Annotated in this window: 13 protein-coding genes; 7 read left to right on the forward strand and 6 right to left on the reverse strand. The window is 70.1% G+C overall.

From position 1 onward, the window contains the following. Positions 1-11 precede the first annotated feature (11 nt). Entirely contained in the window at positions 12-1,841 is a 1,830-nt protein-coding gene (locus tag R8G01_03835) for a hypothetical protein (GenBank protein ID MDW3213102.1), read from the forward strand. 8 nt (positions 1,842-1,849) lie between these two features. Here R8G01_03835 and R8G01_03840 read toward each other — a convergent pair whose 3' ends face one another. Then, complete coding sequence (locus R8G01_03840; protein ID MDW3213103.1) at positions 1,850-3,802, reverse strand: hypothetical protein; 1,953 nt, start codon at positions 3,800-3,802, stop codon at positions 1,850-1,852. A 62-nt stretch (positions 3,803-3,864) separates the two neighbouring features. Here R8G01_03840 and R8G01_03845 point away from each other — a divergent pair, with 62 nt between their 5' ends. Then, positions 3,865-4,596: a methyltransferase domain-containing protein gene (locus R8G01_03845; protein MDW3213104.1), complete on the forward strand. Its 732-nt coding sequence runs from the start codon at positions 3,865-3,867 to the stop codon at positions 4,594-4,596. Further along, a complete protein-coding gene (locus tag R8G01_03850; protein MDW3213105.1) occupies positions 4,593-5,333 on the forward strand; it encodes a glycosyltransferase in 741 nt (246 codons plus the stop codon). The genes R8G01_03845 and R8G01_03850 overlap by 4 nt, the downstream gene beginning before the upstream one ends. Position 5,334: 1 nt before the next feature. Here the strand turns inward: R8G01_03850 and R8G01_03855 are convergent, their stop codons facing one another. Then, entirely contained in the window at positions 5,335-6,063 is a 729-nt protein-coding gene (locus tag R8G01_03855; protein ID MDW3213106.1) for a polyprenol monophosphomannose synthase, read from the reverse strand. 12 nt (positions 6,064-6,075) lie between these two features. Beyond that, a complete protein-coding gene (locus tag R8G01_03860) occupies positions 6,076-7,254 on the reverse strand; it encodes a glycosyltransferase family 4 protein (GenBank protein ID MDW3213107.1) in 1,179 nt (392 codons plus the stop codon). A 79-nt stretch (positions 7,255-7,333) separates the two neighbouring features. Between R8G01_03860 and R8G01_03865 the strand changes: the two genes are divergently transcribed. After that, positions 7,334-9,073: a hypothetical protein gene (locus tag R8G01_03865; protein MDW3213108.1), complete on the forward strand. Its 1,740-nt coding sequence runs from the start codon at positions 7,334-7,336 to the stop codon at positions 9,071-9,073. A gap of 10 nt (positions 9,074-9,083) precedes the next feature. Here R8G01_03865 and R8G01_03870 read toward each other — a convergent pair whose 3' ends face one another. Both R8G01_03870 and R8G01_03875 read right to left on the reverse strand, forming a co-directional pair. Then, complete coding sequence (locus R8G01_03870) at positions 9,084-9,839, reverse strand: decaprenylphospho-beta-D-erythro-pentofuranosid-2-ulose 2-reductase (GenBank protein ID MDW3213109.1); 756 nt, start codon at positions 9,837-9,839, stop codon at positions 9,084-9,086. Positions 9,840-9,849: 10 nt separating this feature from the next. Next, positions 9,850-11,241 (reverse strand): FAD-binding oxidoreductase, encoded by a 1,392-nt coding sequence (locus R8G01_03875; GenBank protein MDW3213110.1) that lies wholly within the window; start codon positions 11,239-11,241, stop codon positions 9,850-9,852. A 170-nt stretch (positions 11,242-11,411) separates the two neighbouring features. Here R8G01_03875 and R8G01_03880 point away from each other — a divergent pair, with 170 nt between their 5' ends. Both R8G01_03880 and R8G01_03885 read left to right on the forward strand, forming a co-directional pair. After that, the gene (locus R8G01_03880) at positions 11,412-12,503 is read left to right on the forward strand and encodes a LysM peptidoglycan-binding domain-containing protein (protein MDW3213111.1); all 1,092 of its coding nucleotides are present in this window, start codon (positions 11,412-11,414) and stop codon (positions 12,501-12,503) included. A gap of 144 nt (positions 12,504-12,647) precedes the next feature. Continuing rightward, positions 12,648-13,919, forward strand: coding sequence for a DUF222 domain-containing protein (locus R8G01_03885; protein ID MDW3213112.1), 1,272 nt, complete (start codon positions 12,648-12,650; stop codon positions 13,917-13,919). 191 nt (positions 13,920-14,110) lie between these two features. Here the strand turns inward: R8G01_03885 and R8G01_03890 are convergent, their stop codons facing one another. Continuing rightward, positions 14,111-14,725, reverse strand: coding sequence for a hypothetical protein (locus tag R8G01_03890; protein ID MDW3213113.1), 615 nt, complete (start codon positions 14,723-14,725; stop codon positions 14,111-14,113). On the opposite strand from R8G01_03890, the gene R8G01_03895 reads away from it, so the two are divergent. After that, positions 14,715-15,011, forward strand: a complete 297-nt coding sequence (locus R8G01_03895) for a hypothetical protein (GenBank protein MDW3213114.1) — start codon at positions 14,715-14,717, stop codon at positions 15,009-15,011. The genes R8G01_03890 and R8G01_03895 overlap by 11 nt on opposite strands. Positions 15,012-15,552 lie beyond the last annotated feature (541 nt).

Raw genomic sequence — 15,552 nt, forward strand, 5'->3', positions numbered from 1 at the left:
CCTCGGCCCCGATGATGGATCTGATCCGGCGTCGGCCGGTACGCGTCGGCGCCGCCGTGGCGGTGCTCCCCCTCGTCGTCGCGCTCGTCGCGCTGCTGTGGCGACCGTGGTTCCCGGTGCTCGATCTCGCGATGACCGAATTCCGGGTTCGTGACGTCGGCGGACGGTTCACCCCCCGCATCGGCCTCCCGGGCCGGATCGGCGAGTTTCCCGACCAGGGCAGCCACCCCGGCCCCTGGTCGTTCTATCTCGTCGCGCCGTTCTACCGATTGGCCGGTGCATCCGCCTGGGGTCTGCAGTTCGGCAGCGTCGTCGTCAACAGCGCTGCGTTCGTCGGCGTGGTCGCGATCGGGCGTCGCACCGGCGGGGCCGTCGGAGCTCTGGCCATGGCCGCGGTCGCGGCGGTGGCGATCCGGGGGTTCGGGCTCAACGTGCTCACGCACCCGTGGAACCCCTACTTCCCGCTCGCACTCTGGCTCCTGCTGCTCGTCGCCGCGTGGGCGGTCCTCGCCGGCGATCACCGGCTCGCCGTGGTCGTCGCGTTCTGCGGTTCGATCGCAACGCAGACACACGTGCCGTACCTCCTGTCGTGCGTGTTGGTGAGCCTGCTCGTGCTGGCGAGCCTGCTGCGGACGTGGCTGATGTCGAGCGGCGATGAGCTGGCGGCGGTGCGGAACTCGACACTGCTCGCGCTCGGTGTGACCGTGCTGCTGTGGCTGCCGCCGCTCGTCGAGCAGCTCCGTCGCGATCCCGGCAACATGACGATGCTCTGGCGACACTTCACCGGCGAACCCGACGAGCCGATGGTGTCGGTCGCCACGGCGGTCGAGGTGTTCCTCCGTCACCTCGACGTGTTCGGGGCCGGCTGGTCGTTGTTGACCAGCACCGACGGGTTCGTGGTGCGGTCGAGCGTGCCCGTCGAGTCGGCCGGAACCGGCTCGGTCATCGTCGGATTCCTCGTGCTGTTCGTCTGGATCGTCGCCGCGCTGACGGCGTTCAAGATGCGGGTCGACGTGCTGAACGCGCTCAACCTCGTCCTCGCCGTCGCGCTCGGTGCCGGGCTCGTGTCGATGACCCGGATCCTCGGCAAGGTGTGGTTCTACCTGACGCTCTGGGCGTGGATGACGCTGCTGCTGGTCGTCGTCTCGGTGTTGTGGACCGCGGTCGAGTTCGTGCGTCGTCGGGCCGAGCTGCCCGACGAGTGGCTTCGGGCTGCCGCTGTCACGACCCTCGTGGGCTCGACCGTGCTCTCCCTGGGCGCGGTCGCCGTGCAGGAAGTGCCGGAGCGGACCCAGTCGGAGGGGCTCCGTGCGATCGTCGCGCCGACCGTCGAGGCGATCGACGATGGCCTCGGTGCCGCCGTCGGTCGGGACGGGACGTACCTCGTGACCTGGCAGGATGCGATGTACATCGGCTCGCAGGGCTACGGCCTGGTCAACGAACTGGAGCGCCGGGGCATCGACGCCGGCGTCCGCGATCCGTGGCGGGTGCCGGTGACGCCCCACCGGGTGCTCCCGCCCGGCACGATCGACGCCGAGCTGCATCTCGTCTCCGGCCCGTACATCGACGAATGGCGAGAGCGAGCGGGGTACGTCGAAGTGATCGCGGTCGACCTGCGCACCGACGACGAACACGACCGTTTCGACGAGTTGCGGGAGCGGGTCGGGGTGCGGCTCGAACAGCTCGGCCGAACCGATCTCGTCGAGGTCGTCGACCGCAACCTGTTCGGGGCGTCGCTCGATCCGGACCTGCCCCGCGACGTCGTCGACGACCTCTCCGAGATGCTGCTGCTCGGTGCGCCGCTCGCCGTGTTCATCGCGCCGGCGGGCACCACCGGTTGACGGTCTGGTCAGCAGCCGATCGGAGGGTCGGCGATCAGCACGAGGGTGCCGTCGACGCGCCGCCCGACCCGGTCGGCCTGGGCGACGAGCGCGTCGATCGCCGACGTGGTCTCGAGGATCCGGTCGTCGGCCGCGGCTGCCGTCACCACGCCGTCGGCCACGAGGACGAACGCCTCGTCGGTGTCGCCACTCGTCGCCCGGTCGAACCGGGCGGCGAGATCAGGGTCCCATCCGGCGAGGTCGAGTTCGACACGCCCGGCCGCCAGATCGCTCACCGCGGCGTCGATGACGGCATCGATCGCGTACTCGGTCGCAGCATCGAACGGTGACGCACGGGAGATGACGCAACCGAGCTCGTCGTCGACGAGGGCCGCGCTGCGTTCGATCTGGCGGATGGTCGTCACCTCGGTGCCGTCGGCCCGACGGCCGTTGCCCAGCTGACGCACCATGCCCTCATCGGCGACCCGGAAGTCGATACCGAGCTCGCGGAGGCGCATCTGGACCGCCGAGCTCCACGGTTCGAAGGGCCGCACGCCCGCCATGTCGTACAGCACGGCGCCGCCCGGGTCGAACGCCTCGAGGTCCTCGAACGTGCGCTCCAGGGTGTCGGCGGCAGCCCGGTCGGCGGTCGGTCCGAGCGCATGGGCGGTGACACCGAGGTTCGCGACCACGAACAGGCCGACGACCACGCCGACACCGGTGTCGACCGTGCGGGCCGCGAGGCCCGTGCCCCACAGCTCGACCGCGGCCCACACCACGACGAACTGCACGAACAGCGACAGCGCCCAGAGCCAGCGGACGTGATGCGATCCCAGTCCGACGACCGAGACGGTCTGCACGCCGAGCGTCACGACCGCCGTAGCGACGCCGACGAGGGCGACGAGGGCGGCCGCCGCCACCGTCGACAGCCGACGCTCTCGCGTGAGGCGCACCAGCGCCGCCAGCACCGCGAGGAGGACCCCGACGGCGAACACCGCGACCGGTCCTGCCGGGAGCCCGGGGACGAACAGTCTCGGGCCGTCGATCGTGTCGGTCAGCGGCGTGGAACGGACCGAGTCCTCGAAGCCGGGACGCGACCACCAGGGCGGTAGCGCCACGACGCGAGCGACGAGCTTCACCGCGGTGGCGGCGCCGATGGTGACGTCGCCGCCACCGGCGTTGGAGGCCAGCCGAGCGAGGTTCCCGCGTCCTGCTCCGGCGACCTGTTCGATCAGCGGTTGCACCCAGGCCAGTGCCAGCACGGCACCGCCGGTGAACGTGATGCGGTGGCGGAACACCTCGAGGGGTGGCGTGTCGCTCGATCGCCACGCGACCACACCGACGGCGCCGACGAGGAGCCCGAGCACCACGGTCACGTACACGTACCCGATGTGGGTCTGCACCACCAGCGAGGCCACGCCCAACCACGCCGGCGCCAGCGACCAGCACCGATCGACCAGGCCGACCGTGAGGAGCAACAGGCACACGAACGGCAGCAGCAGCGCATGCGGCTGCCAGATGTCGATCAGGAGCTCGCTGCCCATCGACCAGGTCAACGCAGCCGCCATCACGAGCGTCCAACGCTCGACGCGCCAGCCACCGAGTCGGCGACCGACCCATCCGATCGCGAGCGCGAAGGCCGCGTTGATCGAGGCGACACCGACGGCGATCGCCGGTCCGATGCCGGCGATCCGACCGATCGTCCACATGAACGGCGCCAACAGGTCGGGATAGAGCGGTCCGGGGTTGTTGACGTCGACACCCAGCGTCAGCGAGGCCGACGTCCACGAGCCCAACCAAGGATGCTGTGACGTGCCGACGTCGGCCGCTCGAATCGCCAGCAGCGCGCTGTCACCGACCGGGAACCAGCCCGTCAGCAGCGCCCGGATCGCCGCGACGGCGATCGGGAGCACCACCGCAGCGCGGAGCGCCCATCGCACCCGGCGAGGCGGGTCGTCGGTGGTGGGCAACGGGTCGGACATCGTGGGAGGCGCCGTCGGCCGGCTCCGGCGTCCGCGCGGGTGCGAACTGTAGCCTTCCGCCGATGGACCTCACCGAACGCGGCGACAGCGCCGTGCGGCATCCGTGGGAAGTCCAACGGTTCGAGGCCTACCGGCGGGTGCTGGCCGATCACGGGGCGCTCGACGCACGTCGGGTGCTCGACGTCGGCGCCGGTGACGGGTGGTTCAGCGAGGGGCTGCTCGACCACCTACCCGACTCGGCGGAGATCGTGTGCTGGGACGTCAACTACGACGACAACGACCTCGAACCGTCGCACCCGAGCCTCGTCCGCACCCGCGACCGCCCGAGCGCCGGCTACGACCTGGTGCTGCTCCTCGACGTACTCGAACACATCCAGGACCCCGGGCTGTTCGTCGGGTCCGTGCTCGCTCCGCTCACCTCCTCCGGCACCCGGGTCCTCGTCGCCGTGCCGGCGCATCAGCGCCTGTTCAGCAGCCACGACGAGGCGCTGGGCCACTACCGGCGGTACGCACGCCGGCAGCTGCTCGATCAGGTGTCGCCGTGGCTCGACGTGGTCGAGGACGGTCCCCTGTTCACGAGCCTGCTCCTCCCCCGGGCCGCATCCGCCGCGATCGAGCGTGTGGCGCCACGGCCGGCTGCGACCGCCGGCGTGGGGAACTGGGGCGCCGGCCGGATCGTCACCGCCGCGGTGAACCGAGCTCTCGCCGCCGACGCCCGCTCCGGCCGGGCGGCCCGACGGCTGGGTGTGCGGCTCCCGGGACTGTCGCACTGGGCGTTCGGGGTCGTGCGGTGACCGTCGCCGTCGTCGTGCCGTGCTTCGACGAGGCAGAACGCCTCGACCGGGCGGCGTTCGTCGAGTTCGCCCGCCACATCGATCACCTGATCTTCGTCGACGACGGATCCGGCGACCGCACCGCGGAGCAGCTCGGGGAGCTGGCCGAGCAGCTCCCCGAGCGGATCACGGTCGTCTCACTCCCCCGGAACGTCGGCAAGGCCGAAGCCGTCCGGATCGGCTTGCTCACCGCGGTCGACCGCGGCAGCTCGCTCGTCGGGTACCTCGACGCCGACCTGGCCACCCCGACCGACGAGATGCTGCGGTTGATCGACGTCGCACGCACACAACCGCACCGGACCGCGGTGCTCGGCAGCCGGGTCGCGCTGCTCGGCCACACGGTCCACCGCCGGCCCACTCGCCACTATCTCGGACGCCTGTACGCCACGGCGGCGAGTCTGGCACTGGGCGTGCCGGTGTACGACACCCAGTGCGGGGCCAAGGTGTTCCGGGTCGGCCTCCCGCTCCAGTTCGCGCTGGCCGACCCGTTCCCCGACCGATGGTCGTTCGACGTCGAGCTGCTCGCCCGGTTGCTCGCCGATCCGAACCAGTCGGCCGACCCGTTCATCGAGGTGCCGTTGCACGAGTGGCGAGATGTCGCCGGGTCGGCGGTGGGTGTCGGATCCGGTGTCCGGGCGCTGTGGGCGCTCACGGGTCTTCGGCGGCGGGTGCGCCGTCACCGGCGACGTTTCGGCTGATTCAGCGGCGGCCGAACAGGCGCCGCACACGATCGGCCACGCCCCAGGTGGTGACGAGCCACATCGACTCCACCACGATTCGGCCGGACATCTTCGACTTGCCGCGTTCGCGGTCACGGAAGATGATCGGCGTTTCCGCGATCGAGTGTCCGGTGTGGTCGAGCCGCCGAACCAGCTCGGTCAGGAACGCGTAGCCCTCGGCCTGGGTGGTCGTTGGTTCGATCGAGCGGAGCGCGTCGATCCGGTAGGCGCGGTAGCCGGAGGTGCAGTCGTTGACCGACAGGCGCAGCGCGGATCGTGTGTACGCGTTGCCCCATTTCGACAGCAGCCGCCGGTGGGTCGGCCAGTCGGTGGTACCGCCGCCGCGGACGTAGCGCGAGCCCACCACCGCATCGGCGCCGCCGTCGAGGAGGCGCAGCATCTCGGGGATCACGGCCGGGTCGTGCGACAGGTCGGCGTCCATCGAGATGACGACGTCGTAGTCGCCGCCCAACACCTGTTCGAAACCGGCGCGGTATGCGCTGCCGAGGCCGTCTTTCGCCGTGCGGTCGAGGACCGAGATCCCGCCGAGTTCCGGGGCGACCGCGCGGGCTGCGTCGGCGGTGCCGTCGGGGCTGGCGTCGTCGACGACGAGCACGTCGACGGGCGCGCCCGTGGCGCGGACCGACCGGAGGAAGACCTCGATGTTCTCCCGCTCGTTGTAGGTCGGGAGCACGATCACGCTGCGCACAGTGGCGGAACGCTACCCCCGCCGTCGCTGGGCTGCGACGACCTCGCTGTGCAGGGCCTTCGTGATCCCGAGCGCCGATCCGTCCCAGGTGAGCGACTCGGCCCACTCGAGTGCGCCGCGCCGCAGCGAGGCCACGCGATCCGGGTCGGTCACGACGTCGGCGATCGTCGTGCCGAGCGTCTCGGGCGCGACGAGCAGTCCGGAGATCCCGTCGCGAACGCTGCTGCGGTGACCACGGATGTCGGTGGCGACACACGGTGTGCCGCACGCGGCGCCCTCGGTGAGGCTGAGCCCCCAACCTTCGGCGATCGAGCCGCTGACGACGAGCCACGAGCGCTGGTACAGCGAGATCAGCTCCTCGTGGGTCTTGCGACCGGCGAGGCGGATCCACTCGTTCGCTCCGGCGGCGTCGATCTGCGCCTGGAGTTCACCGTGGAGGGGCCCGCCGCCGACGATGTCGAGGCGGAGGCCGGGCACGCGTCGCCGGGCCTCGATCACCGCGTCGATCACGCGGTCGAACCGCTTCACCGGGGCGAGTCGTCCGACGGCCACGATCGACGGGTCGACCGTCTTCTCGCCGCCGGGCCGGAACACGGGGTCGACGCCGTTCGGGTGGGCCTCGACGCGGTCGGGACGGAAGCCGAGTTCGAGGAGCTCGTCGCGGGTCGCGTCGGAGGGGGTGACGGTCAGGGTGCTCCGATAGAAGGGCGGCGCAAAGCGGGCTTCGAGGAAGCGGCCTGCGGGCGCCAGCGGGCCCGGCATGACCTGGTCCCACATCGGGCCGTGGACGTGGTGGAGCATGGTCACGTGCGGCCGCCGGCACCAGACCGGTGAGAACCAGGGCACCCCGTTCCAGATCTCGACCAGCGCGTCGTACCGACCCATCCGCCCGGTGAGCTCCGACGCGATCGCGCGCGGGAACACGGAGTACCGGCTGCCCCGCCGAACGACGCGGTAGCCGTTGCGCTGGTCGGTCGCCGGCAATCCGACCGCTGCGGACGTCCGGTGGAGCACGTCGAGGCCGCGATCGGCCCAGCGTCGCATGAACTCGTCGGCGTGCACTTCCGAGCCTCCGGCATCGGGGTCGGCGAGGTCGCGCCACCCCAACACGTGGACGCGCCGGATCCCACGGTCGAGCAGATCGGCGACGTGATGATCGAGTTCGGCCGCTGCCGTCTGCTGGTGTGACATGACGACGTGAGGTTAGGGCGCACGGCGGCGCCGCCGGTGGTTCCTCCGTTGTGGGTGTGGAGGTCGCTACCGTCACGGCGTGACCTCGACCGACACGCCCCCGCCGTTCGTGCTGGGCGGCGCCCTGCGGCGGCCGACCTGGCCGGCGTCGCGGGCCTCGATCCTGTCGATCGTCGCGGTCCTGGCGGTCATCGTGGCGCCGCTCCGCGGGCTGTACCGGGCCACCGGGTCGTCGATGGAAGAGGGCTTCATGCTCGTCTTCCCGAAGCTGGTGCAGGAGGGGAAGGCGCCCAACGAGGACTTCCTCCACCTGTACGGACCGGCGTCGCTCGACGTGCTCGCCCTGTGGTACCGAATCGCCGGCGACACGCTCGAGAGTCAGCGGACGTTCGGCCTGCTCCAGCACATCGGGATCATCTTCGCCCTCTATGCGCTGGCGAGGGCGTGGGGGCACGTCGCCGCGGTGGGCACGGCGCTCGTCGCGTCGATGCTGATCCTGACCCCGATCGGGCTGTCCGCCCTGGCCTGGCACGGCGCCCTTGCCCTCGGTCTGTGGTCGGTCGTGTTCGCCGTCAGGTCGCTGTCGACCGGGGGCCCTCGTGATCTCTGGTGGGCCGGTGGGCTGTCGGGACTCGCCCTGGGGTATCGACCGGACCTGGTGGTGGCGCTCGCGATCGCGCTCGCCTTCGTGGTGTGGCAGAGCCGGGGCCGGGGGTGGCGGGTGCTGGTCGCCGGCGCCTTCGTCGGGCTGCTGCCGATGTGGTATCACCTCGCACGGGTGGGCCCGAGGACCGCGATCGAGGGCATGGTGCTCGATCCGGTGTTCGAGCTGCGGGCCGGCCGCGAGCTCCCGCGGCCTCCGGGTTGGAGCGTGGCCGACGGCGCGCTCCAGGCCGTCGCCGAGGGCGTCCCGCCCTGGTGGGGGCTCCCCGCGATGGGCCACAGTCAGCAGCTCTTCGTCTGGTTCTTCGCCGTGATCCTGATCGCGTTCGCCGTCCCGGTCGTCGGGCTGGTCCTGGCCCGCCGGTCGGGCCGGGCCGACCCGCTCGCGACCGTGCTGATCGTCGGTGGACTGTTCGGGTTGGGCATTCTCCCGCAGGCGATGCAGCGCCCCGATTCGACCCATCTCGCCTGGGTGGCCGTGGTCTCGTGGTCGCTCCTGGTGCCGTCGCTGATCGTGCTCGCCCGTGACCGGTTCACACTCGATCGCAGGGCCGTCGGGGCCACGGTCGTGGTCGGGCTGCTGATGCTGGTCGTGTGCCCGTTCTACACGTATCGTCACTACCTGCTGCACACGCGCGTGTCAGCCGGGCAGCTGCCGGTGCCGTTCCTCGTGGAGCGCGACGACCACCGGTTCTGGTTCGGCGACTTCTACGTCGCGAAGGCGCTCAACGAGATGATCCCCGACCTCGACGCCCGGTCGGAGCCCGGTGACCGACTGATCGTGGGCCCGGCCGATCTGAGTCGCACGATCTACAGCGACGTGTCGGTGTACTTCCTGTTCCCCGAACTCGAGCCGGCCACCTACTACATCGAGATGGATCCGGGCCTCGCCGACGCCGAGGGCTCGGGCCTGGCCGACGACATCGCGACCGCCGACTTCCTGGTGCTCACCAACATCTGGACCGGCTGGAACGAACCGAACGCGTCCGATCTCCACCTGTCCGACGAGGGGAACCAGGCGGTCGCCGACCACTTCTGCCTGGTCGAGCGGTACCAGGACAACCTGGTACTGCTGTACGAGCGCTGCGACGGCGGTGGCGGCGTCAGCCCCGCCGACGTCACGGGCCGGTTCCCCGTCGTCGCCAACGACGACTGACGGGCCGTACTCAGCCGAGCGGGAGCCGCCGGAAGATCGGCCGTGGTACATGGCGGAGCACGCTGAAGACGTACCGCAGGATGCCCGGGGTCCAGACCGTGTGCTTCCCCTTGCGCATGCCGGCGACCGTCAGTTCGGCGACGACTCGTGGTGTGGTGGAGAAGGGCGCGGACTTCATGCCTCTGGTCATCCGCGAGTGGACGAAGCCCGGCCGGACCACCGTCACCTGCACACCGGTCCCGGCCAACGAGTCGCCGAGACCCTGTGCGAAGGCGTCGAGACCGGCCTTCGACGAGCCGTAGACGAAGTTCGCCGCCCTGACCCGTTCGCCGGCCACACTCGACAGGACCACGAGGCGGCCGTGCCCCTGCCGTCGCATGACCCCGGCGAATGCGAGCGACGCTGCGACGCCTCCGGTGTAGTTCACGTGGACGGCTGCCGCCGCGGCCCCCGGGTCGTCGTCGAACTCCGTCTGCTCGCCCAGGACGCCGAACGCGAGCACGACGACGTCGAGGTCGCCGTGTTCGGCCGCGAGACGGCGGGCGAATCCCTCGTGGGTCTCGGTGGCTGCGGCGTCGAACGGTTCGACGACGACGTTCAGACCGTCGCGGGCGAAGCGTTCTGCTCCCGCTTCGTCGGGGCGCCGGCACGCGAGGACGAGGGTTCTGGTCGACGACGAGACGAGTTCGTCGACGATGGCGCGACCGATCTCGCTCGTGCCGCCGAGGAGGACGATGGTCTGCGCTTCGTCGAGTGCGTTCTGCATGGGGTTCCGTTCAGTCGGTGAGTTCGAGGCGGCGGCTCAGGTCGCTCGCCCAGGCGCCGCCCGGGTCGACGCGGTCGCGGACGGCGCGCCACTCGTCGAGGCGCGGATAGCCGCGACGGACGTCGGCGGGCGTCATGTGGAAGTCCTTGGTCAGATAGTGCCGGCCCCCGGCCCCGAGGACGAGATCGTCGAGCGAGCGCAGGAGCGGGGCCAGGCCGGACCGGTCGGTCGCCACGTCGATCGCGAGGGTCCATCCCCCCATCGGGAAGCTCAGCGGCCCTCGGTTGCCGGCGCCGAAGCGCTTGAGCACCGTGAGGAAGATCGGGAGTCGGGCGGCCGAGATCCGTTCGATGACGGTACGCAGGACCGCTTCGGCGCCGAACGGCACCACGAACTGGTACTGGAGGAATCCGGAGCGGCCGTACACCCGGTTCCAGCCGCCGACCAGGTCGAGCGGGTGGAAGTACGCCGGGATCGACTCGACGCCGACGTGTCGACCCGTGCGGGCCCGCCGGTACCAGACCTCGTTGAACGCCGTCACCGACAGCCGGTTGATCACACCGGTGGGCGGCACGACCGGCGGAACCGCGACGAGCTGGCGACCGTCGTAGGCGAGCGGGTCGGATGCCGCAGTCGGCGACAGTTGGTCGGGCACCGCGTGTTCGCCGTTGGTGAGCACACCGCGACCGAGGTGCTTGCCCCGGGCCAGCAGGTCGATCCATGCGACCGAATAGCGGAAGTCGGCGTCGCTCTCGACCATGCGGTCCATGACGTCGTCGAGGTGGCCGAGGCGGTGGGTCTCGACCGACATGCGACTGGTCTCGATCGGGATCAACCGGAAGGTCGCGTCGACGATGACGCCGGTGAGGCCCATACCGCCGACGGTGGCCCAGAACAGTTCATGGTCGTTGCCGGGCGCCGGCTCCGGTGCCAAGTCGACGACGGTGCCGTCGGCGAGCATCAGCCGGAGACGGGTCACGTGGTTGCCGAACGACCCCTCGCGATGGTGGTTCTTGCCGTGGATGTCGCTCGCGATCGCTCCGCCGATGGTGACGAACCGTGTACCGGGCGTGACGGGAACGAACCAGCCGCGGGGTACGAGGATCGCCAACAGATCGTCGATCCCGACTCCCCCGCCGGCGGTCACGGTGCCCGCGTCGTCGTCGATCGCCACATGGTCGTTGGCCGGGGCGAGTCGGAGTACGTGACCGCCCGCGTTCTGTGCCGGGTCGCCGTACGAACGGCCGAGGCCTCGGGCGATGCCGCCGCGGGCGGGCAGGTCCTTGACGGCTGCTGCCAGTTCGTCGGGCTCGACGTCGCGGACGGTCGCCGCGGTGGGGTTCGCTCTCCCCCAGCCCGCGAGCAGGCGCCGTCGCCCCGGGGTCGTGTCGTCGGTCCTCACAGCGCCCGTGAGGTTAACCGGCGGTCCGACCGTCGGGTCGGCATGCGACCGAGCGTGGGGGCGACCTGACAGGCGATGGCACCCTCGATATTCTCCTCGCTGGGCGGGGAAGGAAACGATTCTCCATGCAGGTTGGGGCAGCAATTCGGCGGGTCGCCGTCTGGTCGGCCGTGAGCTTCGTCGCGGGTGCGGCGTCGCTCGTCGCCGTCCCGTCGTCGGTGTCGGCGTCGGGGTTCACGTGTGCGAATGGTCCGGGCTACGACGTTCGGTCCGGCGACAGCTGGTATGGCATCGCCGCCCGGATCGAGGTGAGCGTCCGGTCGTTGACCGACGCCAACGGCGCCACGCTCGACGCGATGCTGACGCCGGGTGATCGCCTGTGTCTGCCGTCGGGCGCCGATCCGAGCCGGGCGTGTTCGAACTCCTACACCGTCCGGTCGGGCGACAGCTGGGCCGCGATCGGCGCCCGTGCGGGCAGTACCGCCGGAGCCGTCGCCGCCGCGAACGGCGTCGGGATCGACCGGGCGATCCACCCGGGAGACACCGTGTGCCTGCCGGCCGGGACCTCGCTGAGCGGTGGCTCGGCTTCGAGTTCGTCGGGTGCCGACGGCCCGACGGCGTCGGGGAGCACCTATACGGTCGTGCGCGGTGACAGCTGGGCCGCGATCGCCGCGCGAGCCGGCGTGTCGATGCGCTCGCTGCTGTCGGTCAACAGTGCCGACTCCGGCGATCTCATCGTGCCCGGCGATGTCCTGCAGCTGCCGGAAGGGGCCGACATCGTGACGGCCGCATCGGTTCGTCTCGAGGCCGCTCCGACCCAGGGGCCGTGCGGCTTCGGCGACACCTGGGGCGACGCCCGCAGCGGTGGACGCAGCCACGCCGGGTCCGACATCTTCCCCGGCGCCGGCAACTACGTGTACGCCGTCGTCGACGGCCGGCTCACCGGTCGGATCTGGAACGGCGCCGGGCGCAACGCTGGGAACGCCTGGACCCTCACCGGTGCCGACAACACCCGCTACTTCTACGCCCATCTGTCCGACTTCGCCCCCGACCTGCGGGTCGGGTCGACCGTGCGGGCCGGCCAGATCATCGGATGGGTCGGCAGCACCGGCAACGCGAGCGCACCCCACCTCCACTTCGAGATCCGGCCGGGCGGCGGCATCGCGGTCAATCCGTATCCGATCCTCCGAGCGCAGGGAGGCTGCAACAACGGTCGCCCGTACACCCAACCGGGTGGCTGGGTACCCGAGACGCTTCGCTGACTCGCAGCGCACCGGCCTCCACGGGACCGACGATGCGTCCCCTGCCGGTCGGTATCGCCGGAACAGATACGATCGCGTCGGTCATCTGCATTGCCTCTGACCAGGCGCGTTGCACCTCTGATCGAACGTATGTACGCTTCTGGCATGTCGATGATGGCAGACGTTGCGGAGGCCGGGACCGACCCGACGACGCACGATGCCGAGTCGCTCGTCGCAGAGATCACGGGGCACCTGAACGTGCAGAACGGCCGACTGGTCGCCGTGATGGCCGGGGTGCTGGATGACCGCGAGTGGGTCGGTACCGGCATCCATTCGCCCGCCCAGTGGCTGGCGTGGAAGGCCGGTCTCTCGCCCGAACGAGCGAAGCTCATCGTGACCGTCGCGGAGCAGCGGGCCGACTTCCCGGTCGTCACCTCGGCGCTCGAACGCGGAGAGATCACGCTCGAGCAGGTGGCGGTCGTGGTGGCCAAGGCGCCGTCGTGGGCCGACGGCAAGGTGCTCGACTTCGTGAAGGAGGCGACGGTCCATCAGCTCCGACGCACGATCACCGATCAGTTCGTCGACGATGGTCCCGCGCCCGCCGAGCCCCCTCCGCAGCCGCCTGTCGATCGGCTCAAGTTCGGTTCGGTCGCGGGCGACCGCTGGACCATCAACGGCAACTTCGATGTGGCCACCGGCCGCCGGATCGAGGCGGCGCTGTCCGAGAGCAAGGACGGGCTGTTCGAGCGCGGTGAGACCGACGCGACCTGGGCCGACGCCCTGGTCGAGATGGCCGAGACGTCGCTCGATGCCGTGCCGTCGGAGTCGCGGCGAGATCGCTTCCGCACCTGGTTGCACGTCGACGTGTCGAACGGTGCGACCACGACGACCGACGGGTGGCAGGTACCGATGGCTCTTCGTGAACGTCTGCTGTGCGACGGCGTCGTGCAGCCGGTGTGGGAACGCGAAGGCCTGCCGTTCTCCGTCGGCCGCTCGCAGCGGATCGTCCCCGATCGCACCCGTCGGATCATCGAACGGCGCGATCGTGGCTGCCGGGTCCCCGGCTGCACCGCCGGCCGGTTCGTCGAGGTCCACCACATCGTCCACTGGCTGCACGGCGGCACGTCCGACACCGGCAACCTGCTGTCTCTGTGCGGCAGGCACCATCGCCAGCACCATCAGGGTGAGCTCGGCGTCTCGGGCGACGCCGACCAGCCCGGAGGCATGGTCTTCACCGATGTCCACGGTCGGGTGATCACGGGCAGCGGACGTCCGAAGGTCCCGGAGGCCGACCCCGACCCGCCGCCGGCCAGGTTCGCCCCCGGCTCCGGGGGCCGAATGGACTACGGCTACTTCATGGGCTGGATCTCCGACGACGAACTCGCCAGACGAGCCGCAGCCGCACAAGCACGCACCAAGTCGAGTTCGTCAACCTGACCTGCCCCGTGGGGGTTCACGTCGGAGGACCGACGGAAGAGATCTCAACCGACGACCGACTGGGGATGTGGGACGATCACCGAGCCTGACTACGTGGCACCTCGTCGGGACGCCGAGTGCAAACAGATCGCCGGGCACTGCATTGGGAGCGTCGGCGACTCGGACTCGGCTTGGCCCCAAGGACGAGAACGTCAGAAGTCGACCGGCACGTCAACCGTCGTGGTGGCGCCTGCGATCGTGATGAGTAGCGGGATCACAGGTGTCGTGCCGTCGGTGCTCCTCGCCGGCGTGCCGCGCACTATCAGCGAGCCTGTGTCGCCGCCAGCCACCTCGATCGCAACCGACGACCAGCGGTCGTCGTCGGCGACGCGCACCGAGGCGGCGTCGCGACCAGGGTTGCCGATTTGCACCTCGACCTCGCGTCGACCATCCGGCCACATCGTCCCTGAGGCAGCATTCGCACGAACGCCGCCGCTGCACCACTCGCCGACAGCATCGGCGTAGCGGTCGTCGTCGAGTTCGATGCGGTCGATGCGCAACGTCCCATCGGAGCGGGTTGACTCAATCACGACCGGCGGCGTGGACACCGGTCCTTCACAGAGCGGCCGGATGACAAATCCCGGTCGCAGGGTCATTCCTCGATCGACCGGCATCGTCAGACCATTGAGATCGCCGTCCTCACGGTAGAAGTTCATCGGCCCGACCCATCCGGTCGTTGTTGCGCCCCCGCCCGTCGCTGTGACGTCTTCGTCGAAGTGCATGTCGAAGCCCACGATGATCCCGGATGGTGCGATCGTGGTCGACATGTTGCCGTCCGCTCCGGCGCCGCAGGCCGCGATCCCGATCAAAACCGATATCAATGCCGCCATCCGCCTGCGCCGTTCCATCGCGAGATCATACGGTGGCGCCCGCTCGGCCGGCAGCAGCAAGCCCCGTCAACGGATCTGCTGCGCATCGAACGCACGAACTCCCACGATCTCGCACGCAACCATGCCCGAACGATTGGGAGACCTTTATCCGAAAGGTAACTGGTTTGGGCAACAGCAGCACAGTTCACCGCGTGGCAATCATGATGGCGTACGCCAACGGTGACCTGCTCCGGCCCTCCTGCAGCGCTTGGGTAATCACGACGCCTGCTGAGGGTGCGTTCTCTGTAACACAGCACCTGCTAACTCCGCGCACCGACTCGAACGCGCCGGGCCTGGGCGTCGCCACGTTGCGGGTAGCGGCGGTCAAGGCCGGCCGCAGGCCGCCCGGAGGGCTTGGCCTTGAGGGCTGCGGTCACCCTGTGCTGGAGCATTGGGTTCGAGGTCGGGCCGCAGGCCCGGCCTCCTTCTTGCCTCTTGAAACCCAAATGACAGATGTGTAATCTCCCCGGTAGCGACGCTTCCATTGGCTGTGGCGGTTCGCTACAACTCACATAGATACTTGTTGACGAGGGTGGGGCCTGATCCGGTGGCCCGGAAATTCTCCCTCCCGTGTGGCTCCTCGACCTGGTGCACAGGCCGAACGCGGTAACAGCCCAGATGACTTCGACGCCCGGTAGCAGCCTCCCGAACCCTTGGGAGTCCCCATGCACCAACCGTCCGACCGTCAACCCTGCGACCCGCACGCGCCCGGGCGGCCGTCAGGC

The sequence above is a fragment of the Ilumatobacteraceae bacterium genome, assembly GCA_033344875.1.
GTDB lineage: Bacteria > Actinomycetota > Acidimicrobiia > Acidimicrobiales > Ilumatobacteraceae > Ilumatobacter.